This window comes from Leptolyngbya sp. Cla-17 (genome assembly GCF_016807185.1).
Classification (GTDB): domain Bacteria; phylum Cyanobacteriota; class Cyanobacteriia; order Leptolyngbyales; family Leptolyngbyaceae; genus ULC077BIN1.
In genome coordinates, this window is the sequence record NZ_JAEVYN010000009.1 from 22447 (window position 1) to 49058 (window position 26612).

The following is a 26612-nucleotide window of genomic DNA, read 5'->3' on the forward strand; positions in this document are numbered from 1 at the left end:
CGTCACTAGCCTGAGATGAGCTTCAGCCGCATAGGACGATTGGATGTAGTGCTTTGGCATTTGAGAATTAAGCCATTCCACCAAAGTCTGCCATCAACTTGTCTACCTGATAGTGGGGAAGATAGACAGACTCAGTCCCTGCCGCCCGGACATCCAGTAACCGAAATCGTCCTGCCGTTTCCCGGGTCAATCGTTCGCAGAATGAGGCTGTGGACTTGCCTCAACTCCCACTCAGTAATGACAGCATCAGCAACAGAAACGATTCAATGTAATTGATTGCCTGCCCATGTCCAATCACTTCTAAATGCTCTTTTAAGGACTTGCCCCAATTGTGATGCCTTGCTCCAGCACTAGAGCAGTCTCTCTAAGCGAGAGCGTGTTGCCCTCGAATCGCGTTGGAGTTGTAAGTAAACCGGACATCATAGCGTTGCTTAAGTTCAGCCACGATGCTGCGGTCAAGGGGACGAAACAAGTCAAGCCATGCTTTAAGACGATCTAGATGTGCCAACTTCTCAGAAGAGAGACGTGGGATGCAAAAGTCAAATGCTCTCTTAAGACCTCTTCTGCGATGAGAACTTGGGATTGTAGGGCAGCAATCCAGCGAGCGTAGGCTATGGATGTATTCATAGGCATTCTGCAAGAAGTCCTCCACTTCAGTTTGACAGAGGAATTGAGGCAGGTCGTAGGGGTTTGAGTTATAGCACTCTGAGGAGTCAATGAACAATTATTTCAAGTTCTTTACTACGGCGAGAGGATTGCAACCGGAGAAGCTGATTGAGTCTTCGTCAAGGAAACCCGCGATCGCCATTTCAACAATTGACTCAATCGGTTGTTCAATCTGAGCGGCATAGGTCAACAGTCCCAACCGAATTTTATCTGGAAGCATCTGAATAAAGCTTGGGCTGCTTCAGGAGAGAGATGTTCGGTCGTAATCTGCATTTTGCTGTCTCCTAGTTCATGCGAGTGTTGTAACGGGGTCGAGCCATTTGAATCATCAATGTTTCAATGTACTCAACTTGCTGAGGGGAACGCCGACCCATTGCAAAAGTCGAAATTCTAACATCATCTGGATTGAGCCTGTCAACAAATGCCCAACTCAGAGCCTTATGTCCATTACGGAACCGTCGTCTAAGATTGTTACCAATTCCCATATACAAATCTCATCACGATAACGAAACGCATAGAAGCCTGGATTAGAGGGAACGGGTTCAAAAATCGCGGCTAAGCGGATAGCATTCCTCAAACAGGATAGAAAGAAAGCGCTTAAGAACCATCTGGGCATCTGATTTAAGTGTTTCGCTCATTGTTCAGTAAAGTGCAGGATCAACTTTGAGCGCTCGTTTTTAACCAGTTAGTCCGTAGGGAGCGAAATCGCGAATTATTGGCTATTCCGTGTCCAAAGCTCAATGACATCGAGCAGTTCATTGCGATCGCCGTCGCCTCGCGATTAAATATTGAATCTAAACTTTACCCTTGTTTTATAGCCTGCCTCCATGAGGCGCCTGAAACACAAATCAGCCTCAATCCACCAACTGGCGCGACCATTCGCCCAAATAATCAAAATCTAGAGTGTCGCCCCTGCACCTTTAGTACTCCCAACACATCGCGCCATTGCTTATCCGATTGTGACTGTTGCCGCCAGCGTAATTTATTCAGCACCACATCTTCGGGCGATGCAAAGTAGAACGCTCCAGCCCCAATGACTTCGACTAGCTTGCGGCGCTTAAAACTTCACTAAATCAAACTCTTCACTCCCCGCCATCATCAGATCGGCGCGTGAAATCGTAGGCTGATGCGTCACCCCCAAGGTTTTCATCCGACCCGATCTTACATCTTCCACTCCCGGAACATAAAACTGATGAACTTCCAACGCAATCACCAGTTGCTCTAGCTGCAATGGCGCAATTGCTAACACCACATCCAAATCACGGGTTGCTCTCGGATCGCCAAAAGTGGATGAGGCAACCCCGCCCGTAATGTAATAGTCGATTTGTACCTGCTCAAATACCTCATGCAAAATTGCCGCCAGCGCAATCGAATCTTGAATCCAGGTCATTTCATGGTTGCTGTAAAAAAATTAGGCGGACAATGATCACCCAAAAAAGACTGGGCAACCTTTTGGGGCAAAGGCCTCCCCCACCATCTGCGGGAAGCGATGCTTTAGCCCACTTATAGAGAGCCTGCGGGTGCTGCGAGTGTGAGCCGCAGACATCAACGCGCGATCGCTGTTCGTCCGCTGCCGCAATAACGCAAACTCAAACACATCCGTCTCAATGCTAGTGTCTTCCGCTTGGGGGCAGTACCCTGGCTTTACGGTAACCATTTAGGCGAAATACAGTAAAATAAATAGGCTTACATTATACACAATCTAAACGTTGTGGCAGTCAAGAAATATTCACGGCAGCAGGTGATCAAACTGGCAAAAACTACATCTAGCCGACTGTCGTACATGGATCGAATGGGGTTTGTTGTACCAGAGAAGATTGGTGAAGCGGATACCAAAAGCCTGTGGTGCTGTATACGAAACATCAGATTGAACTGGTCAAGCAAATTAACCAGGCTTCTCATTTCTTGAGTGCATCAGGGTTGAGGTTGGCAATCCAACGCGATCGCCTGGCTGAAGTGGTGCGATCGTTGAGTGAATTACTAGATTAATTGAGCTACAAACGAGCTACGAACACAACCAATAAAATATCAAACAAGCTACTTATGCCATATAGCATTCAGAGGTTTTGAATATTGCCAGTCTTTTTCAGTTGATATCGTCTGTCTGGTAGCCGTAGAGTTGTTCTTCAAGGCGAATAATGCCTCTTTCGCCGTCCTGATAGAGAATTTCTGGTCCCCAATCCAAAGCAGAATCAGGCAATGGTTCAAAGGCTTGTGGATGCGCGTAGAAAGCATCAAGCACTTTCAAGTCAGATGCCAAAGGCACATTTAAGCGATTGGGATTATTGGGAATGAGAGCGATCGCTTCTCGCAGTTTTTCAACGCCTAGTTGTTGCTGGAGTTGCCATAGAAACTGAACATAGGGCACTGTTGTAGGCATGTTTTCTTTGTGGTAGTGCAACCACAAAACTCGAATTTGGAGTGCAGTACAAGAGATAGAGGAGTTGAGCTTCGAGTTCATAGTGAGTGAAGATGATAATGAACAAAAGTGATCGCTGAAGTTTTGTAGAGTGTTTAAGGAACCTTCAGGTTGAAATGAAGTGTTCATAGGAAAAATTTAGGCAAGAGGGTGGTGAAGCCACTGGAGCGATTGGAGCGAATCGCAACACTCAGTTAATGAGACGCATCTTAGGAAAGCGGGTAGTCAAGCACTGGAGCGATCGAACATAGCTAGAAGGAGCGATCGCAACACGGCTAGAAGGAGCGATCACATTTCAACTCAAGTGTTGGAGCGACGAACTTTGTGGTCAATCGATAGAGATGTTTCTATGTTTTCTACTGCGTCAAGAGCAGCGTGGATGACCTGCGGTGGAACCAAGAGGTTGAAGCCGTGTTGCATTTTGACAAACGTTCTGCCAGGTTCCAGCCAACCATCACAGCCAACTCCATTGAAAGGCAAAGGAGCGATCGCATAGAGGATTGTAGTGTTTCTCCAATGCCTGATTGATTACTGTGTAGCGGTGAACTTCAAACGAGCTAACGATTGCTGTGGTTTCCATTGCCTGATTCCTAGTAGAGTTCAGGGAACGCCAACTTGTTGATCCAGAGGGCGGCTCTTTGGCGCGTTCCAGCGACGTTCTAAAGCAACAAGACCAATGGCGTGGTCAATAGCGTATTGCTCGTCAGCGGTCAGTGAGGACTGACGGAGAAAGTCGGTAACAGTTGCAATCTGAGTAGTAGCAGTACCAGTAATCATAGGGAGTGCCCACGAATCAATTCATATTCATATCCATATCGTTATTATAACTCTATCTTTATCAATATCGCAATACATTAACCATAGAAATACCTGGAACTCATCCTGGATAAGACTTGTAAAAAACAATAACTGTCAATGATAGGAATATCAAATGTATCGCAGCTATAAAAAAGATAAAGATAAGAAAGATTCATTAGATATTTGTATCATTTCAGCGTCTCCTTGATAAGGATAGGGCGATGCAATGATGAGAACTGTGCAGAGTCGACAAGTTGAATCGCTGAAACTCATACACAGTGGCATTGTAGTGATCGTAGTTTATGAGGCTTGTCAGCGATCCCCATCCTGCCGCTATCCTTATCACAAAATGGAGGGTTTGCGATAGGGTGAACGATAAGGATTGCTAATGATAGGGTAGTGATAAGGTATCCTTATAGGTGGACAGGGGATAGCTTTTTGGTTAACCAAAAAGCTATCCCTGTCCACCTATAAGGATACCTTATCACTACCCTATCATTAGCAATCCTTATCGTTCACCCTATCGCAAACCCTCCATTTTGTGAATAAGGATAGCGGCAGGGATGGGGATCGCTGACAAGCCTCATAAACTACGATCACTACAATGCCCACTGTGTATGAGTTTCAGCGATTCAACTTGTCGACTCTGCACAGTTCTCATCATTGCATCGCCCTATCCTTATCAAGGAGACGCTGAAATGATACAAATATCTAATGAATCTTTCTTATCTTTATCTTTTTTATAGCTGCGATACATTTGATATTCCTATCATTGACAGTTATTGTTTTTACAAGTCTTATCCAGGATGAGTTTCCAGGTATTTCTATGGTTAATGTATTGCGATATTGATAAAGATAGAGTTTATAATAACGATATGGATATGAATATGAATTGATTCGTGGGCACTCCTATGAATTACTGGTACTGCTACTACTCAGATTGCAACTGTTACCGACTTTCTCCGTCAGTCCTCACTGACCGCTGACGAGCAATACGCTAGTGACCACGCCATTGGTCTTGTTGCTTTAGAACGTCGCTGGACGCGCCAAAGAGCCGCCCTCTGGATCAACAAGTTGGCGTTCCCTGAACTCTACTAGGAATCAGGCAATGGAAACCACAGCAATCGTTAGCTCGTTTGAAGTTCACCGCTACACAGTAATCAATCAGGCATTGAGAAACACTACAATCCTCTATGCGATCGCTCCTTTGCCTTTCAATGGAGTTGGCTGTGATGGTTGGCTGGAACCTGGCAGAACGTTTGTCAAAATGCAACACGGCTTCAACCTCTTGGTTCCACCGCAGGTCATCCACGCTGCTCTTGACGCAGTAGAAAACATAGAAACATCTCTATCGATTGACCACAAAGTTCGTCGCTCCAACACTTGAGTTGAAATGTGATCGCTCCTTCTAGCCGTGTTGCGATCGCTCCTTCTAGCTATGTTCGATCGCTCCAGTGCTTGACTACCCGCTTTCCTAAGATGCGTCTCATTAACTGAGTGTTGCGATCGCTCCAATCGCTCCAGTGGCTTCACCACCCTCTTGCCTAAATTTTTCCTATGAACACTTCATTTCAACCTGAAGGTTCCTTAAACACTCTACAAAACTTCAGCGATCACTTTGTTCATTATCATCTTCACTCACTATGAACTCGAAGCTCAACTCCTCTATCTCTTGTACTGCACTCCAAATTCGAGTTTTGTGGTTGCACTACCACAAAGAAAACATGCCTACAACAGTGCCCTATGTTCAGTTTCTATGGCAACTCCAGCAACAACTAGGCGTTGAAAAACTGCGAGAAGCGATCGCTCTCATTCCCAATAATCCCAATCGCTTAAAATGTGCCTTTGGCATCTGACTTGAAAGTGCTTGATGCTTTCTACGCGCATCCACAAGCCTTTGAACCATTGCCTGATTCTGCTTTGGATTGGGACCAGAAATTCTCTATCAGGGACGGCGAAAGAGGCATTATTCGCCTTGAAGAACAACTCTACGGCTACCAGACAGACGATATCAACTGAAAAAGACTGGCAATATTCAAAACCTCTGAATGCTATATGGCATAAGTAGCTTGTTTGATATTTATTGGTTGTGTTCGTAGCTCGTTTGTAGCTCAATTAATCTAGTAATTCACTCAAACGATTCGCACCACTTCAGCCAGGCGATCGCGTTGGATTGCCAACCTCAACCCTGATGCACTCAAGAAATGAGAAGCCTGGTTAATTTGCTTGACCAGTTCAATCTGATGTTTCGTATACAGCACCACAGGCTTTTTGGTATCCGCTTCACCAATCTTCTCTGGTACAACAAACCCCATTCGATCCATGTACGACAGTCGGCTAGATGTAGTTTTTGCCAGTTTGATCACCTGCTGCCGTGAATATTTCTTGACTGCCACAACGTTTAGATTGTGTATAATGTAAGCCTATTTATTTTACTGTATTTCGCCTAAATGGTTACCGTAAAGCCAGGGTACTGCCCCAAGCGGAAGACACTAGCATTGAGACGGATGTGTTTGAGTTTGCGTTATTGCGGCAGCGGACGAACAGCGATCGCGCGTTGATGTCTGCGGCTCACACTCGCAGCACCCGCAGGCTCTCTATAAGTGGGCTAAAGCATCGCTTCCCGCAGATGGTGGGGGAGGCCTTTGCCCAAAAGGTTGCCCAGTCTTTTTTGGTGATCATTGTCCGCCTAATTTTTTTACAGCAACCCATGAAATGACCTGGATTCAAGATTCGATTGCGCTGGCGGCAATTTTGCATGAGGTATTTGAGCAGGTACAAATCGACTATTACATTACGGGCGGGGTTGCCTCATCCACTTTTGGCGATCCGAGAGCAACCCGTGATTTGGATGTGGTGTTAGCAATTGCGCCATTGCAGCTAGAGCAACTGGTGATTGCGTTGGAAGTTCATCAGTTTTATGTTCCGGGAGTGGAAGATGTAAGATCGGGTCGGATGAAAACCTTGGGGGTGACGCATCAGCCTACGATTTCACGCGCCGATCTGATGATGGCGGGGAGTGAAGAGGTTTGATTTAGTGAAGTTTAAGCGCCGCAAGCTAGTCGAAGTCATTGGGGCTGGAGGCGTTCTACTTTGCATCGCCCGAAGATGTGGTGCTGAATAATTACGCTGGCGGCAACAGTCACAATCGGATAAGCAATGGCGCGATGTGTTGGGAGTACTAAAGGTGCAGGGCGACACTCTAGATTTTGATTATTTGGGCGAATGGTCGCGCCAGTTGGGGATTGAGGCTGATTTGTTTCAGGCGCTCATGGAGGCAGGGCTATAAAAACAAGGGTAAAGTTTAGATTCAATATTTAATCGCGAGGCGACGGCGATCGCAATGAACTGGCTCGATGTCATTGAGCTTTGGACACGGAATAGCCAATAATTCGCGATCGCTCCCTACGGACTAAACTGGTTAAAAACGAGCGCTCAAAGTTGATCCTGCACTTTACTGAACAATGAGCGAAACACTTAAATCAGATGCCCAGATGGTTCTTAAAGCGCTTTCTTCTATCCTGTTTGAGGAATGCTATCCGCTTAGCCGCGATTTTGAACCCGTTCCCTCTAATCCAGGCTTCTATGCGTTTCGTTATCGTGATGAGATTTTGTATATTGGAATTGGTAACAATCTTAGACGACGGTTTCCGTAATGGACATAAGGCTCTGAGTTGGGCATTTGTTGACAGGCTCAATCCAGATGATGTTAGAATTTCGACTTTTGCAATGGGTCGGCGTTCCCCTCAGCAAGTTGAGTACATTGAAACATTGATGATTCAAATGGCTCGACCCCGTTACAACACTCGCATGAACTAGGAGACAGCAAAAATGCAGATTACGACCGAACATCTCTCTCCTGAAGCAGCCCAAGCTTTTATTCAGATGCTTCCAGATAAAATTCGGTTGGGACTGTTGACCTATGCCGCTCAGATTGAACAACGATTGAGTCAATTGTTGAAATGGCGATCGCGGGTTTCCTTGACGAAGACTCAATCAGCTTCTCCGGTTGCAATCCTCTCGCCGTAGTAAAGAACTTGAAATAATTGTTCATTGACTCCTCAGAGTGCTATAACTCAAAACCCCTACGACCTGCCTCAATTCCTCTGTCAAACTGAAGTGGAGGACTTCTTGCAGAATGCCTATGAATACATCCATAGCCTACGCTCGCTGGATTGCTGCCCTACAATCCCAAGTTCTCATCGCAGAAGAGGTCTTAAGAGAGCATTTGACTTTTGCATCCCACGTCTCTCTTTCTGAGAAGTTGGCACATCTAGATCGTCTTAAAGCATGGCTTGACTTGTTTTCGTCCCCTTGACCGCAGCATCGTGGCTGAACTTAAGCAACGCTATGATGTCCGGTTTACTTACAACTCCAACGCGATCGAGGGCAACACGCTCTCGCTTAGAGAGACTGCTCTAGTGCTGGAGCAAGGCATCACAATTGGGGGCAAGTCCTTAAAAGAGCATTTAGAAGTGATTGGACATGGGCAGGCAATCAATTACATTGAATCGTTTTCTGTTGCTGATGCTGTCATTACTGAGTGGGAGTTGAGGCAAGTCCACAGCCTCATTCTGCGAACGATTGACCCGGAAACGGCAGGACGATTTCGGTTACTGGATGTCCGGGCGGCAGGGACTGAGTCTGTCTATCTTCCCCACTATCAGGTAGACAAGTTGATGGCAGACTTTGTGGAATGGCTTAATTCTCAAAATGCCAAAGCACTACATCCAATCGTCTATGCGGCTGAAGCTCATCTCAGGCTAGTGACGGTTCACCCGTTTTCAAGATGGTAATGGACGCACAGCACGCCTCTTGATGAATCTATTACTGATTCGAGCAGGCTTCCTGATTGGGGTAATTGCCAATGAGCAACGGATAGATTACATCAATGCTATTGTGGCGGCTCAGACAGGGGGAAGGGGGAGAAGCTCTGACGCATTTAGTCGCGAATGCTAGCCAAGACTCTCTCATTGAAACGTTAAGTGTGGTATCGACGGCAGCTTCTAGCAACGGCAAGGGGGAAGGCTTTTTTGAACATCTAAGTCAGTTCCTTTCCTGAATTAGGGAAGGTCGTGATGGAACGATGAAAAATAACACTACAGAACCAGTGCGATTTAATGAAGAGTATGGATGGAGCGGTGAAGACGTGCAATCGCGTTAACTATCCTAGTGGATTGTGAGGAACGCTCTTCTGCAACTGCTCGATTTGTTCGACCGATAGTCCAGTAACACGAGCGATCGCCTCTACCGTCATTCCTTCTTTCAGAAGGTTTATCACTACCTGCTGAAGCGCTTCTTCCTTAGCTTCTTGATATACCCGTGTCTGCTGCAAACTGATTCCCAACATCGTTTCAATCTCCTGCCGACTCAGATTTGTAAACTTGTAAACCATAATGGTGGTCAGCATCTCCATTATGGCGCGACTAGCTGCTGGCTCGTCTATTTCCTGCCGCGATCGCGCGAGTAACGCTCTTGCTTCTGCGGGTGCTTGAGCTTCTTCAAGGGTTGTCAATACCATGAGGGCGACTCCTAAACGGCAATTGTCCAATGTCTCCCAACTCATCTAAAAACCGCAATGAACCCGATCTCCCGCCAGTAAATCTTGATAGGGAAGCGTATTGCTCTGCTCCATTGAACGAGCGGGATAAATTACTACAGCTTGCCAATCACTGAAGCGATCTCGGTTGCGATAGAAATATAAAAACGACTCACCAAAAAGGCGTTCATACAGCCGCTCATCCCGTTGGAATTGAACCTCACAAAAGTACACAATTCCAGGCACTTCAGTGTCAGGGGGTAAGAACACTCCATCGATTTCAAACCGGGGTTCTTTGACGGCTACGGAATCAAATCGATAGGCCCTCAGCGTTAAGGGGTGGCTCTTCGAGTAACTCAAATAGAAGCGTCGGAGGATTGCTGAAATAAGGCATAGAAAATTGAATCCCGTCGCATGGGTAAATTGGTTCCGAGCCGTTGAAGCAATTGTACTATTAAAGCTTGGAAAAAGAGGGAATCAGAAAGGCAATCGCGGGGTTCTTCGATGAGGAACTCGGTTAGCTTCTCTGGCTACAATCCTTTCGCTGTAGCAAATAACTTGAAATAGGAATGATCTCCTTGGACTTTGGGCACCTTATATCGAAATAATCTACGTCACACGTTTCTCTTGCTGCGATCGCGAATTATTTCAATTCCTTGCCTATTCACTACCCCCCTGATGGTGCTATGACCCAAGAACCCTACTACTACCTGCCTCAATTCCTCTCTCAAGCTGAAGCCGATGCTCTCTACGAACACAGCCAAGCTCTGAGTTGGCAGCAAAATGATATTCGGATGTTTGGCAAGTTATCCCTGTCCCTCGTTTGGAAGCTATCTATGGCGATGAGGGATGCAGCTATTTCTATTCGTCGTCGGTACTTCTAGAACCGCTGCCCTGGACGGACCCATTAGCCAAGTTACGAGACCGTATAGAAACTGAATCTGGCTTCAACTTTGCGATCACCACTGGCAATCGCTATCGCGTCGGTGAACACTCAATCGGTTGGCACTCGGATAACGAAAAGAGCCTGGGCACCAGTCCCGCGATATTCGCTTCGATTTCATTGGGCGCTATCCGCAAGTTTAGCCTTAAACCCCGTAAGGGCATGAGGGGGAATTACAGCATTTCTTTCTCGAACATGGTTCGCTACTGCTCATGCTTCCCGGTTGCCAATCCACTCACATTCATCAATTGCCCAAGACTAAGCAATCAGTAGCAGAACGCATTAACTGGACATTCAGACCTCATCTTAATCAAACACGGCGGTTAGACGATTAAGTTGAGCAATCACTCTGCTGATTAAAAGACTTCTATATAGGCAAGAAATCCTGGCAAGGAAAGCCACTGCAACCCGGTGAGGTTTAGGCTAAAACCAGAAAGTTAGACCCAAACAAAATTGTCTGAAGTGCAATCTACACACTGTCGTCCTTTCCATTCACACGAAGGGCAATCCCAATGAACACGCGCTGAATCGGGAGGAAATGGATAGCGACACTCAGGGCACAGACCTGTAAAAAGCGATGCCACAGCAACAGTTCTAGCTTTTGCGCTCGGTTCCATCGTTGCGCCGGTGAAATGACAAGCTCATTCCCATAAAAACTGGCTTCTTCTGGCTCCACCATTCCCCATTTAATAAGTTCGGATCTAGTTCAAAATCTACACACTGTTCACTACTTTCTTGCACTCCATAGGGATGAACGGCACAGAAAAGATGAGGGTTATGGGTATTGTGAAAACAGCGATCGCATTCGGGTAACTTGTGAAATGGGCTTTGCTTACTCATCGCTTAATACCTGTAAAAGCTCCGTTTCACCTCTTGAATTGACTAGGAATAAAGGTTCCAGTGTTGCTCTTTATTTCCTGCCTCTTGTAACTTCATCATGTTTTCTGCTTGAAGCAGGTCAAGAAGGGTAGTATAGTCAACCCCGATTGTAGATACAAAATCATTTTTAGCCATTTTGCTGTACTTCTAACTGGTAAATTTTCAAAGAGGGATGCTCTGCCATTATTCTCCAATAAAAGCCTTCCGGGGGTGTTGAAACGCGATCTCCACAGCGATAGCCAAAAATAGGCTCATCTTTCTGGTGTAACTGTCGTAGATGTTGATGCAAGTCAACAGCATCTCTAGGGAGACAACCAGAACAAGTGAGATTGCCCTTGATAGCCTGCATTGAGAAGGCTAAGGAATAACCATTCCATTACCGGTTGAATATCGTCTAAAGCAAACACCACTCTCAGCTTGCCCATAACTGCTAATTGTGGGTTGCTTCAGTTCGCTTTTGGAAAGCAGCGAAGCAAGCCTTGCTTGGATTCTATGCAAAACGCCTTTCATAGTAGATGCAAAAAACTACCCCCTTAAAATGCCCAATTCGTTCCATAAATTTATTGCAAGAACTAGTTCTTGCCTCCCCCTCCTCACACCGATTGCAACAGCGATAAGGATAATGATATAGTATGATATCTGATATAGATAGGGATTTAATGAACATGGACGTGAAACGATGAGTTTATATCCCTACTGCCTATACCCATGACACCACCCGCGAACAATTAATCGCTCGATTCCGCGATCGCATCGCTACAAACGATCGCACTAAACTCTCCAAAGACGAACGTGGAGAATTGATCCTCCACTTTATCGATAGGTTGGGCAACTGTAAGACTGAAAACGCAGCGAAAGCTCTCTGTGCCGCTGAAATTGCCCTCCTCGAAGAAGGCTACCCGGTTGCCTCGATCGCGAATCAATATTTACCAGACTATCGCAAGGCAATCGCTCGGGCTATAGATGAGGGTCGATTGCCTAGGCTGGAGTTGCCACCTAGTCTGTATGGCAAGGTTTACCCTCACTGGGGGCTTTATCACCTGACTTATCCAAATGAGGTACAGCAGGCAAATTAAGCAAAAAACGACGATTAAGAACAATCTAAAGCAGGACGATTTACAGGCCGATTCGCGCAGACAGGTTCTTGAATAAGGCGAAGGATTTGTTGACAAGGGAAACTCCCTATGAATGGGCAGTAGGGCTTTTGGCGGTGACGGGGAGACGATTCAGTGAGATTGTGGCTAAAGGCGAATTTAAACCGACCCATCATCCTTACGCGATCTCGTTTCGTGGGCAACTGAAAAAGGAATTCAAGACATTGAAAAGGCTCAAACCTTCCTGATCGCTACTTTGATTGATGCAGATAAGGTTCTAAAGGCGATCTATAAGTTTAGAGCCCAATCCTAGAATTCAGGAGTTGGCGGAGTTGTCTCCTGATGACATTAACTCCAGGCTCAATACCAGTGTCAGGCATTATATCAAGAGCAGCTTCGAGGACTCAGAGGTACTGCCGGTGCTACCTGGCGAAAAGGCGGTGACGGCTCACAATCTTAGGGGGGCGTATGCTGAAATTGCCACGCATTTCTTCTGTCCTCCTAATCAAGGCACTCACCGGTTCCTGCAACAGCATCTAGGGCATGTGATTGGTGAGTCTGAATTAGCAAAAAGGAAGAATGCGGGGGCTACGGAACACTACTTTCATTATTTCTTGATCGGGGCCCAGCAGCAGCCACTCGGTGAAAAGGGGATTCTATTAGAACGCGTTGAGCGTTACCGACTACGGTCGAATTGGAGCTTGAACCCGTTGAACTGGCAGATATTGAGCCAGTTGAAGTAATGGAGAATGAAAACAATGGCGATCGCTCTTCCGGATGCTGAAATCCATCCCGTAAAACCTCGCGCGAGTGTGCCTACTGATTTAATGCATCAAACTCAAAGAATAGCGCAATTAAACTCAATGCTCAAGGCTCTAATGCGGATGTAATGGAGGCGGTTGTTAGGTTTCTGCGAGACGATTCGACTCCGACGATAGCAACTTCGGTTGAATCCTTTGGCAGCACCTTTCAATGGTTTACAGCTGAAAGTAGAACGGTTGAGGGCTGAAAATCAGGCGCTCTTGGCAAAACTTGACCAGGCCCAGGGGCAACTTCAAAGTATGGCATCGGTGGCGATTCGACCGTTGGAGGAGTTTGGAAGAGTTGGAGGCGTTGAAAACTGAAAATGAACGGCTGCAGGCGGAGTTGATTCAGTTTCAGCAGTTAAAACAACTGTTTACGGGTTCGGCTCCGGTTACTCCGATACCTACACCTGTGGTGCCAGTGCCATCACGAGTTCAACCAACTATTGCATGTCATACGCCGCAAAGAAGAATTCGCGATCAGGCGTCGGCTTTGGAAAAGATTGATGAGGCGATTTCTCTGATTATTGCCTGGGAATGATGATCCAGTTAGAGCGTTTAACGACAAGTGGTTTATTGGGGTTCCAGCGCTTTTGGCCTCCTTAGAGGCAATGACTATTCCGCTTCTCAAGGTCGCGTACAACAAGCTCTAGCCAACCGTAGACCAGAAATTGAAAAGCCATCATCAAAGGCATGGGCTGGGGCAACGTCACAACGTCAGGCACAACAATCCAATTAATCAAATTATCTCAATGTGAGGATGAGGGAGAGGGGGGGGGCTTGATTGCAATTAAAGGCAATGCAGCGATCGCGCTTTCAAACTGTCGGCGTAAAGCGTGTCGGCTGGTGGCACCTTATCGCCAGTGCCCCTCGATACAGGTCAATTGCAGTTGCCGTCGCTCCAGGGTGACCTCAATGGGCATTATGAATGGCAAGGCAAACAGGACTATTCTCACCTACGGGCTGGTCTTGAGATTCAGGCAAGCAATCCCTGTTACGGTGACAAGGGTCAGGTTCCACTGGCATCAGGGGGGCGAATCTCTAAGCCCATGTAGGCGCTGACGTTTGATTGGTTCAACACCGATTCTGGCAAGCTGCTTGGGACTGGTGAGCTGCCAGAGCAACGCGAGCACAGGCTTCTGCATCAGACAACGCTTGATGGTGCTCTAGCTCGATGCCCAGGTATTCACAAACATTGGGCAGTTTGGTCGGACGTAAATTCCAGGTTTTGCAAGCCAGTTGCACCGTACACAAAAAAGGCTGTGGCGGTCGAGCAATGCCGTAAAGGTCACAGCACGCATAGAGCACGCCCCGGTCAAAAGAGGCGTTATGGGCGGCTAGAAAAGCAGCATCCTGCATGAAGGGCTGGATAAAAATCCACAGGTCACCGAAGGCGGGTTGATCTGCAACATCCTGCCACCGAATGCCGTGGATGTGCGTAAACCGGAAGGTCGCACGCGGTAACACTGGGTCTCAAAGCTACAGAAACGCCTAAGTGGACAAATTTTTCCGAATTCTGAGGTGCCCCCTTCGGTCGAGCAGCGAAGAAAGTTATCGACTGTTTCCGTAGCAACACGCAACACAAGCGTAGTCTTTCTAGAAGTAATGAACTTTGAAAAGACAAAGCTACAGGACTGAACCATGCAATACCGTTTATCTTCTGGCGCTCAGCGCACTATCATTTGCCTTTCCGCTGCCGCCTCAGCTGCTGTTTACACTACGACAACTGGACAAACTCGCTTCGTGCTTGATTCAAGTCGCTCGAAACCGAGCGTGGAATACGTGAGCCGCATTCAAGGCAAAGTTGGATTGGCTCAGCGAATGTGTCTGGTGTTCCGGTGCCTGAGAGTGGTGTCTCACGCTATCGAGGCACGTTTCGAGATTCTCGTACGGGTCCCGGAGCTGAACAGGTTTGTACAGGCACGATCGACATGACTGACAATCGCCCTGGGCAAAGATTCTCAGTCACTTGGAACGTTACAGGCGGCAAGGCTTGTCCTGTCATCGGTCAGACTGTCACGCTCAATTTAGTGGCTGCCTTGCCCCGTCCCGATGGGCGTGGAGACTTTACACCTGTAAGCGTCGATCAGTGGAATGGTGGCACTCAATCTAGCACTTGGCGCGGGTGGAGAGTCGTGTCGGCTGATGGCTTTCTCAACTGTCGCGCCACACCCAATGGGTCCATTCGCCGCACCTACAACGCGGGCGATCCGATCACTGCATTTCGTGATCGCTCCGGGCTGGCCATGACCACCTCTAACGGTGCTCCCTGGCTGCGCACCGCCGATAACTGCTTGGTTCGCGCTAACGCTCGCTTTGTGCAGCCAACGAACTCGTTCTAATCGCTTCGCTGCCATGCTTTTAAGGTGTACAGTGACTTTTTAATTTGTCGTAGAGACGCATTAGTGTCGTTGAAGCAGTAAAGCTAGACCTGATGAACCTTCCGTCTGGAGCCAACTTGGTAAGCCTGATGACCAGATGATTGATTGTTCAGCAACCGATCATCTGCAAACCTACAATAGCGGGAGTTTGCAGCGACACGAATTTGTCTTGATGTCATCTAATTTGGCTCCGTACAAATCCAGTAAATCTAAAAAATCTAGCGAACTGCATGGAGAAATAAAGTTGTGCTTATGAACAAACTGCTTGCCACAATCACTGCAACCACGATCCGCAACACTCCTTGTGCCCACGATCGCCATAGCTCAGACCCTCCCCAAAAACCCTTAAACAAGGTATGCCCTACGCTCAGGCACGAAAGACCTTGCTCAACAGCGGATGGCAAGTGTAGTACATTCCCCCAATCGAGATCGCTTCGGCGCAATGAACTACCTCATCGACAAACTTGGCTACAACGAAGTCGAAACCTGCTCTGGTACAGGTATGGGCTTTTGTCGCTTCAGCTTCACCAACGCCAACGGGCAAAAGCTAGCAGTTGTCACCGTCAATAATCAACCCGGTCAAAAGCCTAAACTTCACGCTGGTGGAAGTCGACACCGAGAATCGCTAGTCCCTGACGCAAGTGTTATTACTGTTCTGCTCCAGCAAAGTTTTGCACCGCATAAGCTCGTCCCCTCATCGGGTCAACCACAATCCCATAACCAAAACGTTTTGTAGTCCGGCTTTAACAAGTTTTGGCGATGTCCTGTGCTATACATCCAGCTTTTCTGAAATGCTTCAATCAGCCATAGCTCAAGCTAATTCCTGTTCCGCCTGTCTGCTGCATGATGTTTTCTCCCACCCCACCGCGTCCGCCTACTTGGGTGAAGCGATCCGTTGGGGTTCTCCCCTCTGGAGTGACATGAGCGTAATAATTGCGGCTCATCATATCTTGCTGTGCTGCTGAGACGATTGAGAGAGCAGCGGATCTTCCACTAGCGGCAACAAGCCATTGAGTTGACGATCTCGGTTCACCAGCGCCAACGCCAACTGCCGAACTTCTGGGAGGCGAATCGACCGCCGTGAGCGTTGAGCAGCGATACTTTTGGTTTACCAATCTTCCAACCCGCCCCACCCGACCCGTTATCAAAGTAAAAAGCATCTTCGCAGAAAGCAGGCTAACTCCAGCAATCAACAATCCAGGCAAGAGAACTTGTTTTGCTCTGACTGCAAACGATGTCGAAGACCTTCTTTGCCTGGATTGGTATCTCATACTTGAACCTATTGATTGAGTTAAGAGTTCCCTATCTCAACCCTGCAAGCTCCAGTTTCCTTCAGCCTCATTCTTCAGACTTCACCCTTCATCTCTTCATCCGTACCCTCCGTTACCTCATCCATTTCAACTTGCTCCAGCAACTCCAGCGGCACCCGATCACCTTGAGCTAAGCCTTCCCCCTCGCCCTTCCCCTTGGGCTGAGCGTTAGTCGAAGCCTTCCCCTTACGCTCCACTATCGGCGGCGCATCCTTTGCCGTAGCCATCCGATCCGCCATCACTCGCAACATCTGGGCAAAATCCCGCGATGGCATTACTTCTACCCGATCAAGAATGTCCTTACTCGTCAACCCACCTGTGCACCCATACAGGTAAGCAACAAAATCCTCCACCACCATCCCTAATTCGAGCAATCTTCTCCAGATTCTCCAACTGGAGACATTTTTGCCATTCTCCCACTGCTGCACCGTCGATTGAGACACCTCCAACGTGTGCCAGCTTTTCCGGCTTCAGTTTGTCGGTGGGGTCTGAGATGCAGTGGAACGAAAAACCCCGTTACGTGGACACTTGGCATAGCCAAATTGATTTCGGTCAGCGGCAGGTGTTCAGGGTGTGTGTTGGGACATGGCTTGTCGGAGTGATCGCGGCAGTCCCAATTCTTGCCACAGATCAGGACGCTCTTGCAGTTCAGCCTCCGCCTGAAGTGTTTCCTGGGTCAGACACTCCGCCAATTGAGCAAGTTGTCGCCAAGTCTGAGCTGGCAAGATCAGGGCAAAAAGGAGCCAGGGTTGTTGACATCGCCCACTTGCGTATCCCATTTGAAGCCCTGCAACATCATGGCGCGGCGAATGTGAGCCGCAATGTCTGCGTCCAGCGGTGCGGAACATTGCCATTGCGGCACGTTGCAGTCTAAATCAAGGGGCAGATGAGCCATGTGGCAGTTTTAAAAAAACAGGCTGTCCCTCAAAATTACCGGGAGGACTGTAGCGGCAAACCAAAATGTCATTGCCGCCTGTGGTGGTTTAGCACAACCGACTTGAGTCGTCGCACCCCAAATCATCTGAGTGTAGTGTCCAACATCATTCCAATCGCCAGTTTTTGCTGACGTTCGGAAAAATACCCTGACGAAACTGCTTTTTCTCCGCTCCCCAAGAGTTCACCATGTCATTGCTGCTGAAAGCTCCAGCGGTGCCCAGCCAGAGATTCTCGCCTTCATCATGCATTAGTGTGTTGCCACCCATTGCTGCCAGATGGTTTGTCCAGGTTTGAGCATCACGAGCCAGAGCCTCAGACCAGGTTAAGAGAGATACACCCACATCTTTCCGATAACCGCAGTGATCAGTCATGGGCTGCGGGCTTCGGAAGCGTCTGCTCTGAATGTGGAGCATTGGAACGGCAAGATTTTGAAGGTGCATCGCTCGAAGGGGCAGAATGTGTCGGAGGTGCCGCTGAGTCGAGAGGCACGATCTCATCTGGAGACTTACCTGGAGTGGCGGCGGCAGCAGGGTGGAATGTTTGAACCGTTGCCAGAGAGTCCGATGTTTTTGGCGCAGGACCCAAAGAGTGCAGGACAGAGGTTAGGGTACAAAGGGTTGCACCGGATGGTGAAGAAATTGGGGGCGATCGCTGGAGTGGAAGATCTCAACCCGCATCGGTTCCGGCATACCTTTGGAACGGAAGTGATCCGACGAGGCGTTGATCCCTTGTTTGGTAAGGAATTGATGGGGATCAAGAGAGATCGAGTGTTTCAGCGGTACACCAAGGGTGGTCTTCAAGCAAGCAGCAGCCGAGGCGTACTTGAAGGCAATCGGGGAGGATGAAAACTTGTAGATTGCATAAGATAGCAGTCCGGTTGGGTATGTCAAATAGATTGTGTCAAGGATAGAAGGTCACAGTGGAAAGCGATCGTCGTAGGCGATGGCAAACCGATTTAAGGCAGGCTTCCAATCTTAATCGGCATCGTCCATTTTTTGGAGATGTTCTGAATTGCTAAGTAAACCACTTTAAGTGCAGACTCATCGGTCGGAAACGCTCTGTGATTCTTCAACACCTTTCGCAGGGTCATATTGACCGACTCAATGGCATTGGTCGTGTAGATGGCTTTCCGAATTTCATTCGGGAAGGCAAAGAAGGGAGTAATCCTTTGCCAGTGGTTCATCCAGGACTTACTGATAGTGGGATACTGCTTGTCCCATTGCTCAGCCAACTCCACCAAGTATTGCTCCGCCAAAGCTTCGGTGCTGGCCGTATAAACCAGACGCAAATCGGCTGCTACAGCTTTACGGTCTTTGTAGGACACATAGCTCAAGGAATTACGCACCCATATGGACGATGCACAACTGCACCGTTGTTCTGGAAATACCGCTTCAATGGCATCTGGAAAGCCAGTGAGTCCATCACAGCAAGCAACGAAAATATCCTTGAGTCCTCGATTCTGTAATTCCGTCAGCACCTGGAGCCAGAACTTAGATGACTCGTTTTGGGTCATCCACATGCCCAGCAGTTCCTTTGTGCCTGACAGATTCACTGCCAGAGCTAAATGAACCGCTTTGTTGATCACCCGTCCATCCTGCCTGACTTTGACCACAATGGCATCAAAGTAGACAATTGGGTAAACCCGCTCCAGCCCACGATTCTGCCAGACTTTGCGCTCCTCTTCCACGGCTTCAGTCACGTTGGAAATCAAACCAGCCGATACTTCTACCCCATACAGGTCTTGCAGTTGAGCTGTAATGTCACGAGTACTCATCCCCCGCGCATACAGCGACAGAATCTTGTCATCAACCCGTCAAAGCGAGTCTGCCTTTTCTGGACGTGATGGGTTCGAACTCCCCTGCTCGGTCACGTGGAATCGCAATCTCGGCTTCGCCAAACTCACCTTAATCGTCTTCTTGCTATGCCCATTGCGACGATTGTTTGGCTTTAAAGCTTCAGGCTGAGTCCGATGTGCTTCGATGTGGGTTTGCATTTCTGCCTCCAGGCAGCGTTCCACTAAGGCTTGAGTCAATTGTTTGAGGATGCCACCATCCCCCAGTAAATCTTCTGGTTTTCATAGCCTTGAAGCAGTTGGTCAAGTAGTTCGGGTTGAAAGGTCATCATGATTTTGTCTCAAGTTCAGTAGTTCATTAGATCTCAACTTCTGACCTTTGACACAATCTAATTTACAATCCCGTCCGGTTCCAAATTGGAACTTGGCATACCAACTTACTCAATCTAGTTGAGACTAATGTTTGCCCCATTTTCTGCCATCCTCTGTTGCCGAGATTCAAGATACAGGGGCGATTACCCTTCTGCAAACCATTCAGCGTCGTATCGTCGAGGTGCCATTTCAGCAGGGGCTAACGGCGCTCTCGACGGCTTATGTTCATTTCGCTCCCCAGTCATCTTCTTGTTTCCCGGATACTCCTCCAATTCTGCTGTTGCATGGGTTCGACAGTTCCCTGTTAGAATTTCGCGGTTGCTCCCGTTGTTGGCAGGGAGCGGAGACGTGTGGGCGATCGACCTCTTCGGGTCAGGGTTCACCGAGCACCCTACCTCGATCTCAGTTAATCCAGGGTCAATCCGGCAACATCTTCTGAGCATTGTAGAAACTTGGATTGGTGAACCGATTATTCTTGTGGGTGCTTCTTTAGGAGGGGCAGTGGCGATCGATTTCGCTTTGCACCATCCTAACTGGGTGCGATCCCTTGCTTTGATTGATAGCGTTGGCTTTTCTGGCAGCTTTCCAATCGGACAATTTCTGCCACAGGGACTCATTGACCTGGGTGCGGACTGGCTCTATTTCCGTAAGCGGGCTGCCCTGGCGGCGGCTTCAGTTTTACCGATGGTCATCCGATGCTGATTGATGCTTTGCGTTGCTCATTCCTCCATCAGGAGATGCCTGGGTGGAAGGAGGCGATCGCCTCTTTTACCAGAAGTGGCGGGTATTCGGATTTAAGCGATCGAATTGCTCAGTCACCCATCCACGCTGATTCTGTGGGGCAAAGCGGATGATGTGTTAGGAACCGCTGATGCGACTCGGTGGCAGCGAGCGATCTCAGGCAGTCAACTCATTTGGATTGAGGCAGCGGGACATGTGCCCCACTTCGATCAACCCCAAGTCGTTGCAAATCACCTGCTATCCTTCATGCAACATATTAATCGCTGAAACGATACCTACCAATAAACGTTAACTAAATCCAGGCAGTGGATCGAATTCTTACCCAGTAATTGTCGGCTCGTCCCTGGTCATGAGAATGACCTCCGCGCCCAATGCTTTAAACTTTGTTCAGGCAAAGCACTGAAGGAGAAAAACAATGCCTCATATCAGCATCAAGCTTTATCCCGGCAGGTCGGAACAGCAGAAGGTTCGGTTTGTCGAGCAAATTGTGAAAGATGCTATGTCAATTCTCGAAAGCAGCGAAGACTCGATTTCGGTCGCGATCGAAGAAATCAACCCAGAGGATTGGGTAGAGACAGTCTATAAACCAGAAATCTTGAACAACCCAGAGAAGCTCTACAAAAAGCCAGGCTATAACCCAGTGGAATAGCAATAGACGGCTTCGACTTCTAATTCAAATTATGCATTGCTATTAGGGGTTGAGCCGCGATACGTGAAATTTTTTATCATATCGGACTCAAACTCATTGCAAACCTGGCTTTCAGCAGTTGCTCAAGAACAAAGCTGTTCATCTTGAATAGTTGCTTGTCACGCAGCTATTCAAGATGAACAGCTATAGTGCGACACGCCACCCGTGTTAAAAAACGCCTTAGGTCTTAGACGATAGTATTTATCTTCTACGTCTTGTGATTGCTCATCATATGGATAGCTAAGGACTTCTTGCAACTCTTTAACTAAAGTATAGTCACCCTGCATGGCTTGTTGGTAGGCAGGGGCAATCAACCACTCTCGCCATGTGTATTTTGGGTTCGTCTGTTTCATCTTTGTTGATATCTCAGCCAAATTGCCGTCGTTAATGACGAGGTCGCGCCAGCTTTTTAGCCAAGATTGCCATTGTTCATCGAGTTGTGGTGAAGTTTTAACGTAGAAGCTTTTTTTCAATGCTGAGATATCATCTGGTATATGGGATAACTCGCGGAAGAAAATGGTGTAATCTACCTCTGAGTCAGTCATTAACTGCATTAATTTTTCAAATAGCTTTGGGTGATATTCAGTCAAGCCAAGTTTGTCCGCCCACATTTTTGGATTTGTTTTTGCATGGCTTCTGAAAAGCCGCGGCCTACTTGGTCGAACTGTTCTAACGCTTCAGCATCTTCTGTAAGTAGCAGTCTCACTGCTTTCCAAAACATGTAATAATTTGCTTCTGCTGCAATGGGCTGATTGAAGAATGAAAGTGCTCGCCGCCACCAGTCCAAGGTTGAAACCAAGGGTCAAATTTTTCACAAAATCCAAAGGGTCCATAGTCTAGGGTAAAGCCTCCAGCAGCGCAGTTGTCACTGTTAAAATTACCCTGGCAATAACCAACACGTAGCCAATTAGCCACCAGTGAAGTGAGACGCTGGCGAAATAGCTTAGCCAATTCAACTAATTGACCGGCAAAACCAAGGGCTTTGATTAATGTCGCTTTTGTACTCTCGCTCAATTAAGTGCGACACTATCATGCTCAACTCTTCTAATGCTTTTGGATGAGCATTGCTGCGAGTGCGGCGGGCAAATAACTCTAGCTGACCAACGCGCAAAAAGGAGGGTGCAACGCGAGTTGAAATGGCCACAGGATTGTCCACCAAACATCAGGGTCAATAGAGTAGGAGTCTTGAGAATACCAGGCCGGGTAACGGTCTCAGATTTAGAAACATACAGTGTCAAAGAGCGCGATGTTGGCACACCTAACGCCTGCATATAGTCCTTGCGCTAGAAACTCACGCACACTTGACCGGAGGACAGCGCGCCCGTCGGCACCCCGGCAATAAGGCGTTGGGCCACCCCCTTTCAATTGCATTTCCCAGCGCTGTCCATTGATGATTCCTTCAAATACAGATATCGCCCGACCATCGCCATAACCATTACCCGTACCAATGGACATTGTTGGGTATATTCGGTGCCATAAATCGACAGGGCATAACCCGTCGCACAGCCCACCTGACGCATCGGCTCATGGGCAGCAGAGAGATCACCAGAAAATACACGGCGAAATTTTTCATTAAGCGCCAGCCCATCGCTCAACCCAAGTTCCTTAAAAAAAGTGCGGCTATGAGCTACATATTCTGGGTCTGCAAGCGGCGTGGGTGACACAGGTACGAAATGACCAGAAAAAACCTGGCGGGCCCGGTGATCATCACCATCGACCGTGGCATCAGGATCGGCATTTAAGGTATCCATCAGAGAATAATCTGCCAATTGTACAAACTCATCGAAGGTTGTTACACAAGGCTCAGCAGAGGGTTTAGATGGATATGCATTGTTGCTAGCGCCGATATTGTTGGGAAGGATTCATGTTTAATTGAGGACTTTGCAGAGGCTAGCATATTAAATGTGAAGCTTTCCAGACTAACCGACTTATTAGTGGGGGTGATTGAAGCAGACCACCTTGAATTCCTTGGGTACCAACCGGAGGAATCTGCTCATCTGAGCTTCAGCGCTACAAATAACCGAATAGCTGCCTGCCCAGCAAACAGTCAATGCTTTCATTTCGGTCGCCGCAAACCCTATCCAGCAAAGCTTTGATGCCTATATGATAAATTTTTACACGTATCGTCGGATCGATGCCTATTACTGGAAGCACTATTAAGCGATCGCCATACTGAGAGCAATAATCTCCCCGTTTGTTGTTAACCCTAACAGCATCTCTTGCTGTGGTTGAATATGCTGCCCTGTAATGGCACATTGCTCTTCTTGTTGAGAGACTGCCCTAAACGTCGCCCGAATATCCGACATGGATAACAGTGGGGGATGAAAGGGCGATCGCCTATCTTCACCGAGTACGATTCTCCTTTGGAGAGGCTACGCCAACGCACCTCATCCGACACCATCTGCTGATCCACAAACTGCCAAAGGACTTCCCGAATCAGGGTTTGATAGCCCTGTTCTCCAGAAATCTCCCGCAATCGCTCCTTCAGTTCGGGTTCCAATCGAATACTCGTGACCTGCATTTCCGAAGTGCTGCCCCGCTTGCGTGTATCCATAACCGAACATCCTAAATTTCAATCAAGGGTGGACAATCCGATACTACAAGTGTAGTATGTAGACATCCAGAATTGTCATACAAATATTACAGCCTTCCATGATACGCATCCTTCACGCCACCTTAGCCAGCGCCATGCTCTGCCGACCTCAACACGGTCTAGGCAGAGCAGCGGTGCTGTTTGCGTTTGAGGGACGTATTGGTTTAGCGGCGGTAAATCCGTCAGCGAAGGCATTGATATCAAAATCGCCGGACGACTCAATCCGGATCAACTCACTAGCAGCGGGAGGTGCAGGGCAATCCTGACACCGACATAGGGAAAGCCATATCCACTTCCCCAACCCCCGCTCCTGGTCATCAGAGGCGGGGTTTATTTTTGAGGAGAAAACTCATGCAGACTGAGCAGCGACAAAAAATTCCAATACTTCAGAACCAGGTCGTAGTGTTTTCTAAGAACTACCTGCCCCTGGCACAGATCAATTAACGGGCGATCGTTCTACTGGTTACCGGACAGGCAGAGACCCTGGAGTTCAGCAGCACCCAGCAATGGGAAGTACGCTCTCCAGTGTCGTACTACAAATCCCAGACCACATCCGGTTGACCAGTGGCATCCAGAGCGGCATTGGAAAGTACCTCCTGTGAATCGTCGGGAAGTCTTCCGCCGCGACAACCACACCTGTCAGTACTGTGGCAGCACTAAGCATTTGACGCTGGATCACGTTATTCCCCGCTCAAAAGGGGCCCCCATACCTGGGACACGTGGTAACCGCCTGCGAGAAGTGCAATTCATGCAAAGCGATCGCCTTCTGCATGAAACCGGGATGGTACTCCAAACCAAACCCAAAGCACCGATGCATCCTGCGATCGCCTTCGCCGAGCAGTTCTGGAAAGAACAGCAACCTGTTGACCCCTGATCTCAAGCCTAGAAAGGAGGCACGACCAATGTTGAAGCTGAATTACACCGACGTTGGGCTGTACATGGAGCGGACCATGACCACCCGAACTGTTGATTGCCCAGCGAGTCCTCCTGGCAATGCGGTTAGGGCGATCGCTCCATATCGAATCCGGTCGCGCCTCCTTTCTGCTGCCTGTTGATATTCCCGAACTGAAGGGCTAGAGATGCGCTACAGCGGGAATATGGCTCAGTAGTCACCCTCATTGCTGTAGATGAGGAGTTTGTCGAAGTTGGAATCAGCGGAAGCTGGATTGCCGAGGACAAAGACGCTCACGAAGGAATGTTCCTGGCGGTAATGAGCGATCGCGCTGAATTCCTGACTTACAAACTGTGGCGGATGAGTGAAGCCCGCATTTCCTCCCTAGCGTAGTGGGGAAACCCAGTAGGAAAGGGCGATACGACTATTTCTTTCCCGATCGCCCTCTTGCTAGAAAAAAAGTTGTAGTACACCCTTGACAACTTGCAGCGCGTTTGTAGTATAACTGTAGTATCAACACTACAACCTCTCACAAAGGCTTTGTAGTCACCCTTCTGAACCTAGACACTGAATCGCCACCTTTGGGGGTGTAGCTTAGTCTGGCTCAAGCATCGCCTGTCGAGCGAAAGATCGCGGTTCAAATCCCGCCATCCCCGCCTTGTAGCATCGTGGACGAATAGAGTCGCCGTGCCTCTCAAGCATGGAGAAGCGGGTGCAACCCCGTCGATGCTCCAATGAGGATGTAGCTCAGATGGACAGAGTGCTTGTTTCCGAGACAAGTGGTCACAGGTACCGCTTCGCGGAAGCAAGCTACGACCCTGTCATCCTCGCTCGTGGAACGGATTGGCATCACTTGCTCCGAAATCAACAAACGGACGGTTGCAGGATTGGGGTTCAATTCCCCACGTTTTCCACCAAATCTCCAGTCGCGCAAGTGGGAAGGCGTGGTCTGCACAAACCAACTAGCGAGAGTTCGATTCTCTCCCTGGAGTCCAAATTATTGCAGCGTAGCTTAATGGCAAAGCCCCAAGCTCATAACTTGGTCATCGCGGGTACCGCTTCGCGGAAGCAAGCTACAACTCCCGCCGCTGCAACCAATGCACAGATGGTGTAACGGCAACATCGCGGTCTCCAAAACCGTTGTTCGAGGTTCAAATCCTCGTCTGTGCGTTCTACGGCGTGCCCTCATCCGAAGCCTACATACTGGTCACTCGCCTAAACAGCGAAGTAGGTACCCTGCGGGAAGCAAGCTACGACTCCTACAGCCTCCGCCAACTTGGAGGCTGAAAACAGCTTCTCAAACTTGCACGTTGTAGAAATCATCAAAGTTTGGTGCCGTAGGCAAATTGTAAAGCCGTCGATCTTTCAAGTCGATGCTTGCGGGTTCAAACTCGTCGGCACTGCCAAATTCAACATGGGTCTGCTCGCCTATCAGCGTGGGCAACTGTCTGTAAAACAGCCGCTTCTTGCGTTTGCAGGTGCGACTCCTGCCCGACCTACCAAATCTATGGAGAGTAAATCGATCAGGCGATCGGCGCTGTTTGCTAAACAGATGGATGAACAATTGTGGTTCGACTCCACTGCTCTCCGCTCTGAGAACGTGGTGTAACTGGATAAACACATCGGTCTACGAAACCGAAGAGTGAAGGTTCAACTCTTCCGTTCTCGCCAATCATGGAGGTGCACCGCTGAATGGTCGCAACTGGTCTTGAAAACCAGGGTAGTCCTTGGGCTAGGGGTTCGATTCCTCTGCTCTCCGCTTGGTG

General features: G+C 48.3%; 44 protein-coding genes, 7 tRNA genes and 6 pseudogenes. 33 read left to right on the top strand and 24 right to left on the bottom strand.

The window, feature by feature from the left end; genetic code table 11:
* Positions 1 to 67: 67 nt before the first annotated feature.
* The 6 genes from JOY44_RS32605 to JOY44_RS32075 all read right to left on the bottom strand — a co-directional run bounded on the left by JOY44_RS32605 (position 68) and on the right by JOY44_RS32075 (position 2323).
* On the bottom strand, positions 68 to 190 hold the full coding sequence (locus JOY44_RS32605) for a hypothetical protein (RefSeq protein ID WP_281063358.1): 123 nt from the start codon (positions 188 to 190) through the stop codon (positions 68 to 70).
* 174 nt (positions 191 to 364) lie between these two features.
* Positions 365 to 508 carry a hypothetical protein gene (locus JOY44_RS30900; protein WP_171577141.1) on the bottom strand — a complete coding sequence of 48 codons (144 nt, stop codon included), beginning with the start codon at positions 506 to 508 and terminating at the stop codon, positions 365 to 367.
* 216 nt (positions 509 to 724) lie between these two features.
* Positions 725 to 886 carry a hypothetical protein gene (locus JOY44_RS30905; protein WP_171577142.1) on the bottom strand — a complete coding sequence of 54 codons (162 nt, stop codon included), beginning with the start codon at positions 884 to 886 and terminating at the stop codon, positions 725 to 727.
* A 64-nt stretch (positions 887 to 950) separates the two neighbouring features.
* Entirely contained in the window at positions 951 to 1151 is a 201-nt protein-coding gene (locus JOY44_RS30910) for a hypothetical protein (protein ID WP_171577143.1), read from the bottom strand.
* Positions 1152 to 1723: 572 nt separating this feature from the next.
* Positions 1724 to 2056, bottom strand: coding sequence for a hypothetical protein (locus tag JOY44_RS32070; RefSeq protein WP_242541982.1), 333 nt, complete (start codon positions 2054 to 2056; stop codon positions 1724 to 1726).
* Between the two features lie 36 nt (positions 2057 to 2092).
* Positions 2093 to 2323: a hypothetical protein gene (locus JOY44_RS32075; RefSeq protein WP_242541985.1), complete on the bottom strand. Its 231-nt coding sequence runs from the start codon at positions 2321 to 2323 to the stop codon at positions 2093 to 2095.
* 185 nt (positions 2324 to 2508) lie between these two features.
* Between JOY44_RS32075 and JOY44_RS30920 the strand changes: the two genes are divergently transcribed.
* The gene (locus JOY44_RS30920; RefSeq protein ID WP_171576259.1) at positions 2509 to 2655 is read left to right on the top strand and encodes a hypothetical protein; all 147 of its coding nucleotides are present in this window, start codon (positions 2509 to 2511) and stop codon (positions 2653 to 2655) included.
* Positions 2656 to 2752: 97 nt separating this feature from the next.
* Here the strand turns inward: JOY44_RS30920 and JOY44_RS30925 are convergent, their stop codons facing one another.
* The 3 genes from JOY44_RS30925 to JOY44_RS30930 form a co-directional block, all read right to left on the bottom strand.
* A complete protein-coding gene (locus JOY44_RS30925; protein WP_203032247.1) occupies positions 2753 to 3127 on the bottom strand; it encodes a hypothetical protein in 375 nt (124 codons plus the stop codon).
* 412 nt (positions 3128 to 3539) lie between these two features.
* Complete coding sequence (locus tag JOY44_RS32610) at positions 3540 to 3665, bottom strand: hypothetical protein (protein ID WP_281063359.1); 126 nt, start codon at positions 3663 to 3665, stop codon at positions 3540 to 3542.
* 20 nt (positions 3666 to 3685) lie between these two features.
* On the bottom strand, positions 3686 to 3862 hold the full coding sequence (locus tag JOY44_RS30930) for a hypothetical protein (protein WP_171577145.1): 177 nt from the start codon (positions 3860 to 3862) through the stop codon (positions 3686 to 3688).
* A 1129-nt stretch (positions 3863 to 4991) separates the two neighbouring features.
* Here JOY44_RS30930 and JOY44_RS30935 point away from each other — a divergent pair.
* The 3 genes from JOY44_RS30935 to JOY44_RS30945 all read left to right on the top strand — a co-directional run bounded on the left by JOY44_RS30935 (position 4992) and on the right by JOY44_RS30945 (position 5902).
* Complete coding sequence (locus JOY44_RS30935; protein WP_171576261.1) at positions 4992 to 5270, top strand: hypothetical protein; 279 nt, start codon at positions 4992 to 4994, stop codon at positions 5268 to 5270.
* 256 nt (positions 5271 to 5526) lie between these two features.
* Positions 5527 to 5739 carry a hypothetical protein gene (locus JOY44_RS30940; protein WP_203032248.1) on the top strand — a complete coding sequence of 71 codons (213 nt, stop codon included), beginning with the start codon at positions 5527 to 5529 and terminating at the stop codon, positions 5737 to 5739.
* Positions 5729 to 5902, top strand: a complete 174-nt coding sequence (locus JOY44_RS30945) for a hypothetical protein (protein WP_171577146.1) — start codon at positions 5729 to 5731, stop codon at positions 5900 to 5902. Before JOY44_RS30940 ends, JOY44_RS30945 begins: the two co-directional genes overlap by 11 nt.
* A 113-nt stretch (positions 5903 to 6015) precedes the next feature.
* Here the strand turns inward: JOY44_RS30945 and JOY44_RS30950 are convergent, their stop codons facing one another.
* Complete coding sequence (locus JOY44_RS30950) at positions 6016 to 6279, bottom strand: hypothetical protein (RefSeq protein WP_171577147.1); 264 nt, start codon at positions 6277 to 6279, stop codon at positions 6016 to 6018.
* A gap of 113 nt (positions 6280 to 6392) precedes the next feature.
* Here JOY44_RS30950 and JOY44_RS32080 point away from each other — a divergent pair, with 113 nt between their 5' ends.
* The 5 genes from JOY44_RS32080 (at position 6393) to JOY44_RS32090 (ending at position 8679) form a co-directional block, all read left to right on the top strand.
* The gene (locus JOY44_RS32080) at positions 6393 to 6602 is read left to right on the top strand and encodes a hypothetical protein (protein WP_242541987.1); all 210 of its coding nucleotides are present in this window, start codon (positions 6393 to 6395) and stop codon (positions 6600 to 6602) included.
* Positions 6599 to 6916, top strand: a complete 318-nt coding sequence (locus JOY44_RS32085; RefSeq protein ID WP_242541989.1) for a hypothetical protein — start codon at positions 6599 to 6601, stop codon at positions 6914 to 6916. The genes JOY44_RS32080 and JOY44_RS32085 overlap by 4 nt, the downstream gene beginning before the upstream one ends.
* Positions 6917 to 7347: 431 nt before the next feature.
* Entirely contained in the window at positions 7348 to 7539 is a 192-nt protein-coding gene (locus JOY44_RS30960; RefSeq protein WP_171577148.1) for a hypothetical protein, read from the top strand.
* Positions 7540 to 7714: 175 nt separating this feature from the next.
* Positions 7715 to 7912: a hypothetical protein gene (locus JOY44_RS30965; RefSeq protein ID WP_242541990.1), complete on the top strand. Its 198-nt coding sequence runs from the start codon at positions 7715 to 7717 to the stop codon at positions 7910 to 7912.
* A gap of 299 nt (positions 7913 to 8211) precedes the next feature.
* The gene (locus JOY44_RS32090) at positions 8212 to 8679 is read left to right on the top strand and encodes a Fic family protein (protein ID WP_242541992.1); all 468 of its coding nucleotides are present in this window, start codon (positions 8212 to 8214) and stop codon (positions 8677 to 8679) included.
* Between the two features lie 368 nt (positions 8680 to 9047).
* Here JOY44_RS32090 and JOY44_RS30975 read toward each other — a convergent pair.
* A pseudogene (locus JOY44_RS30975) lies at positions 9048 to 9692 on the bottom strand (Rpn family recombination-promoting nuclease/putative transposase).
* A 416-nt stretch (positions 9693 to 10108) separates the two neighbouring features.
* Between JOY44_RS30975 and JOY44_RS32095 the strand changes: the two are divergent.
* Together JOY44_RS32095 and JOY44_RS33210 are read left to right on the top strand one after the other, a co-directional pair.
* A complete protein-coding gene (locus JOY44_RS32095; RefSeq protein ID WP_242541993.1) occupies positions 10109 to 10306 on the top strand; it encodes a hypothetical protein in 198 nt (65 codons plus the stop codon).
* Positions 10246 to 10638 carry an alpha-ketoglutarate-dependent dioxygenase AlkB gene (locus tag JOY44_RS33210; RefSeq protein ID WP_415881156.1) on the top strand — a complete coding sequence of 131 codons (393 nt, stop codon included), beginning with the start codon at positions 10246 to 10248 and terminating at the stop codon, positions 10636 to 10638. The genes JOY44_RS32095 and JOY44_RS33210 overlap by 61 nt, the downstream gene beginning before the upstream one ends.
* A 321-nt stretch (positions 10639 to 10959) precedes the next feature.
* On the opposite strand, the gene JOY44_RS32100 is transcribed toward JOY44_RS33210, so the two are convergent.
* The 3 genes from JOY44_RS32100 to JOY44_RS32620 all read right to left on the bottom strand — a co-directional run bounded on the left by JOY44_RS32100 (position 10960) and on the right by JOY44_RS32620 (position 11669).
* Positions 10960 to 11205, bottom strand: a complete 246-nt coding sequence (locus JOY44_RS32100; protein WP_242541995.1) for a hypothetical protein — start codon at positions 11203 to 11205, stop codon at positions 10960 to 10962.
* A 166-nt stretch (positions 11206 to 11371) separates the two neighbouring features.
* Positions 11372 to 11533 (bottom strand): hypothetical protein, encoded by a 162-nt coding sequence (locus tag JOY44_RS32105; RefSeq protein ID WP_242541997.1) that lies wholly within the window; start codon positions 11531 to 11533, stop codon positions 11372 to 11374.
* 13 nt (positions 11534 to 11546) lie between these two features.
* Entirely contained in the window at positions 11547 to 11669 is a 123-nt protein-coding gene (locus JOY44_RS32620; protein ID WP_281063360.1) for a hypothetical protein, read from the bottom strand.
* A gap of 399 nt (positions 11670 to 12068) precedes the next feature.
* On the opposite strand from JOY44_RS32620, the gene JOY44_RS30995 reads away from it, so the two are divergent.
* The 5 genes and pseudogenes from JOY44_RS30995 to JOY44_RS31020 all read left to right on the top strand — a co-directional run bounded on the left by JOY44_RS30995 (position 12069) and on the right by JOY44_RS31020 (position 14196).
* Positions 12069 to 12320: a protelomerase family protein gene (locus tag JOY44_RS30995; protein ID WP_171577150.1), complete on the top strand. Its 252-nt coding sequence runs from the start codon at positions 12069 to 12071 to the stop codon at positions 12318 to 12320.
* A 50-nt stretch (positions 12321 to 12370) separates the two neighbouring features.
* Positions 12371 to 13081: pseudogene (locus tag JOY44_RS32110) on the top strand (protelomerase family protein).
* Positions 13082 to 13294: 213 nt separating this feature from the next.
* Positions 13295 to 13462 carry a hypothetical protein gene (locus JOY44_RS31010; protein WP_171577154.1) on the top strand — a complete coding sequence of 56 codons (168 nt, stop codon included), beginning with the start codon at positions 13295 to 13297 and terminating at the stop codon, positions 13460 to 13462.
* Entirely contained in the window at positions 13452 to 13682 is a 231-nt protein-coding gene (locus tag JOY44_RS31015) for a hypothetical protein (RefSeq protein WP_171577155.1), read from the top strand. Before JOY44_RS31010 ends, JOY44_RS31015 begins: the two co-directional genes overlap by 11 nt.
* Before the next feature lie 295 nt (positions 13683 to 13977).
* Entirely contained in the window at positions 13978 to 14196 is a 219-nt protein-coding gene (locus tag JOY44_RS31020) for a hypothetical protein (protein WP_203032249.1), read from the top strand.
* A gap of 19 nt (positions 14197 to 14215) precedes the next feature.
* Here JOY44_RS31020 and JOY44_RS31025 read toward each other — a convergent pair whose 3' ends face one another.
* Complete coding sequence (locus JOY44_RS31025; RefSeq protein ID WP_171576267.1) at positions 14216 to 14608, bottom strand: exonuclease domain-containing protein; 393 nt, start codon at positions 14606 to 14608, stop codon at positions 14216 to 14218.
* A 356-nt stretch (positions 14609 to 14964) separates the two neighbouring features.
* Here JOY44_RS31025 and JOY44_RS31030 point away from each other — a divergent pair, with 356 nt between their 5' ends.
* Both JOY44_RS31030 and JOY44_RS31035 read left to right on the top strand, forming a co-directional pair.
* Positions 14965 to 15483 (top strand): hypothetical protein, encoded by a 519-nt coding sequence (locus JOY44_RS31030; protein ID WP_171577157.1) that lies wholly within the window; start codon positions 14965 to 14967, stop codon positions 15481 to 15483.
* A gap of 436 nt (positions 15484 to 15919) precedes the next feature.
* Complete coding sequence (locus tag JOY44_RS31035) at positions 15920 to 16258, top strand: hypothetical protein (RefSeq protein WP_203032250.1); 339 nt, start codon at positions 15920 to 15922, stop codon at positions 16256 to 16258.
* Positions 16259 to 16322: 64 nt separating this feature from the next.
* Here the strand turns inward: JOY44_RS31035 and JOY44_RS31040 are convergent, their stop codons facing one another.
* From JOY44_RS31040 to JOY44_RS31060, 6 genes are all read right to left on the bottom strand, one after another.
* On the bottom strand, positions 16323 to 16727 hold the full coding sequence (locus JOY44_RS31040) for a CAP domain-containing protein (RefSeq protein WP_207211236.1): 405 nt from the start codon (positions 16725 to 16727) through the stop codon (positions 16323 to 16325).
* Between the two features lie 140 nt (positions 16728 to 16867).
* Positions 16868 to 17275: a hypothetical protein gene (locus tag JOY44_RS31045; protein WP_171577159.1), complete on the bottom strand. Its 408-nt coding sequence runs from the start codon at positions 17273 to 17275 to the stop codon at positions 16868 to 16870.
* A 123-nt stretch (positions 17276 to 17398) separates the two neighbouring features.
* Entirely contained in the window at positions 17399 to 17557 is a 159-nt protein-coding gene (locus JOY44_RS31050; protein WP_171577160.1) for a hypothetical protein, read from the bottom strand.
* Between the two features lie 2 nt (positions 17558 to 17559).
* On the bottom strand, positions 17560 to 17727 hold the full coding sequence (locus JOY44_RS31055) for a hypothetical protein (protein ID WP_171577161.1): 168 nt from the start codon (positions 17725 to 17727) through the stop codon (positions 17560 to 17562).
* 9 nt (positions 17728 to 17736) lie between these two features.
* Complete coding sequence (locus JOY44_RS32625; RefSeq protein WP_415881157.1) at positions 17737 to 17853, bottom strand: hypothetical protein; 117 nt, start codon at positions 17851 to 17853, stop codon at positions 17737 to 17739.
* A 19-nt stretch (positions 17854 to 17872) separates the two neighbouring features.
* On the bottom strand, positions 17873 to 18139 hold the full coding sequence (locus tag JOY44_RS31060; protein WP_281063361.1) for a CAP domain-containing protein: 267 nt from the start codon (positions 18137 to 18139) through the stop codon (positions 17873 to 17875).
* Here JOY44_RS31060 and JOY44_RS31065 point away from each other — a divergent pair.
* Positions 18128 to 18613 (top strand): tyrosine-type recombinase/integrase, encoded by a 486-nt coding sequence (locus JOY44_RS31065; RefSeq protein WP_242541998.1) that lies wholly within the window; start codon positions 18128 to 18130, stop codon positions 18611 to 18613. The genes JOY44_RS31060 and JOY44_RS31065 overlap by 12 nt on opposite strands.
* 110 nt (positions 18614 to 18723) lie before the next feature.
* Here the strand turns inward: JOY44_RS31065 and JOY44_RS31070 are convergent.
* A pseudogene (locus JOY44_RS31070) lies at positions 18724 to 19785 on the bottom strand (IS256 family transposase).
* A 234-nt stretch (positions 19786 to 20019) separates the two neighbouring features.
* Between JOY44_RS31070 and JOY44_RS31075 the strand changes: the two are divergent.
* The 3 genes from JOY44_RS31075 (at position 20020) to JOY44_RS31080 (ending at position 21322) form a co-directional block, all read left to right on the top strand.
* A complete protein-coding gene (locus JOY44_RS31075; protein ID WP_242542000.1) occupies positions 20020 to 20634 on the top strand; it encodes an alpha/beta fold hydrolase in 615 nt (204 codons plus the stop codon).
* Between the two features lie 105 nt (positions 20635 to 20739).
* Positions 20740 to 20940, top strand: a complete 201-nt coding sequence (locus tag JOY44_RS32115; RefSeq protein WP_242542002.1) for an alpha/beta fold hydrolase — start codon at positions 20740 to 20742, stop codon at positions 20938 to 20940.
* 148 nt (positions 20941 to 21088) lie between these two features.
* Positions 21089 to 21322, top strand: coding sequence for a tautomerase family protein (locus JOY44_RS31080; RefSeq protein ID WP_171576278.1), 234 nt, complete (start codon positions 21089 to 21091; stop codon positions 21320 to 21322).
* Positions 21323 to 21492: 170 nt separating this feature from the next.
* Here the strand turns inward: JOY44_RS31080 and JOY44_RS31085 are convergent.
* Together JOY44_RS31085 and JOY44_RS31090 are read right to left on the bottom strand one after the other, a co-directional pair.
* Positions 21493 to 23112, bottom strand: a pseudogene (locus JOY44_RS31085) (protein adenylyltransferase SelO).
* Positions 23113 to 23517: 405 nt separating this feature from the next.
* Positions 23518 to 23915: pseudogene (locus tag JOY44_RS31090) on the bottom strand (hypothetical protein).
* A 98-nt stretch (positions 23916 to 24013) separates the two neighbouring features.
* Between JOY44_RS31090 and JOY44_RS31095 the strand changes: the two are divergent.
* The 11 genes and pseudogenes from JOY44_RS31095 to JOY44_RS31145 all read left to right on the top strand — a co-directional run bounded on the left by JOY44_RS31095 (position 24014) and on the right by JOY44_RS31145 (position 26605).
* On the top strand, positions 24014 to 24220 hold the full coding sequence (locus JOY44_RS31095) for a hypothetical protein (RefSeq protein ID WP_171577162.1): 207 nt from the start codon (positions 24014 to 24016) through the stop codon (positions 24218 to 24220).
* Between the two features lie 85 nt (positions 24221 to 24305).
* Positions 24306 to 24828, top strand: a pseudogene (locus JOY44_RS31100) (HNH endonuclease).
* A gap of 28 nt (positions 24829 to 24856) precedes the next feature.
* Complete coding sequence (locus tag JOY44_RS31105) at positions 24857 to 25009, top strand: hypothetical protein (protein WP_171577163.1); 153 nt, start codon at positions 24857 to 24859, stop codon at positions 25007 to 25009.
* A gap of 573 nt (positions 25010 to 25582) precedes the next feature.
* Positions 25583 to 25676: transfer RNA gene (locus JOY44_RS31110), tRNA-Arg, on the top strand.
* A 90-nt stretch (positions 25677 to 25766) separates the two neighbouring features.
* Positions 25767 to 25841: transfer RNA gene (locus JOY44_RS31115), tRNA-Cys, on the top strand.
* A 6-nt stretch (positions 25842 to 25847) separates the two neighbouring features.
* Positions 25848 to 25943 (top strand) — tRNA-Ile (locus JOY44_RS31120).
* Between the two features lie 2 nt (positions 25944 to 25945).
* Positions 25946 to 26016 (top strand) — tRNA-Trp (locus JOY44_RS31125).
* Between the two features lie 161 nt (positions 26017 to 26177).
* A tRNA-Glu gene (locus tag JOY44_RS31130) sits at positions 26178 to 26252 on the top strand.
* 8 nt (positions 26253 to 26260) lie between these two features.
* Positions 26261 to 26455, top strand: coding sequence for a hypothetical protein (locus tag JOY44_RS31135; RefSeq protein ID WP_171577164.1), 195 nt, complete (start codon positions 26261 to 26263; stop codon positions 26453 to 26455).
* Positions 26441 to 26517, top strand: a tRNA-Arg gene (locus JOY44_RS31140). The genes JOY44_RS31135 and JOY44_RS31140 overlap by 15 nt, the downstream gene beginning before the upstream one ends.
* A gap of 5 nt (positions 26518 to 26522) precedes the next feature.
* Positions 26523 to 26605 (top strand) — tRNA-OTHER (locus tag JOY44_RS31145).
* Positions 26606 to 26612: the final 7 nt, after the last annotated feature.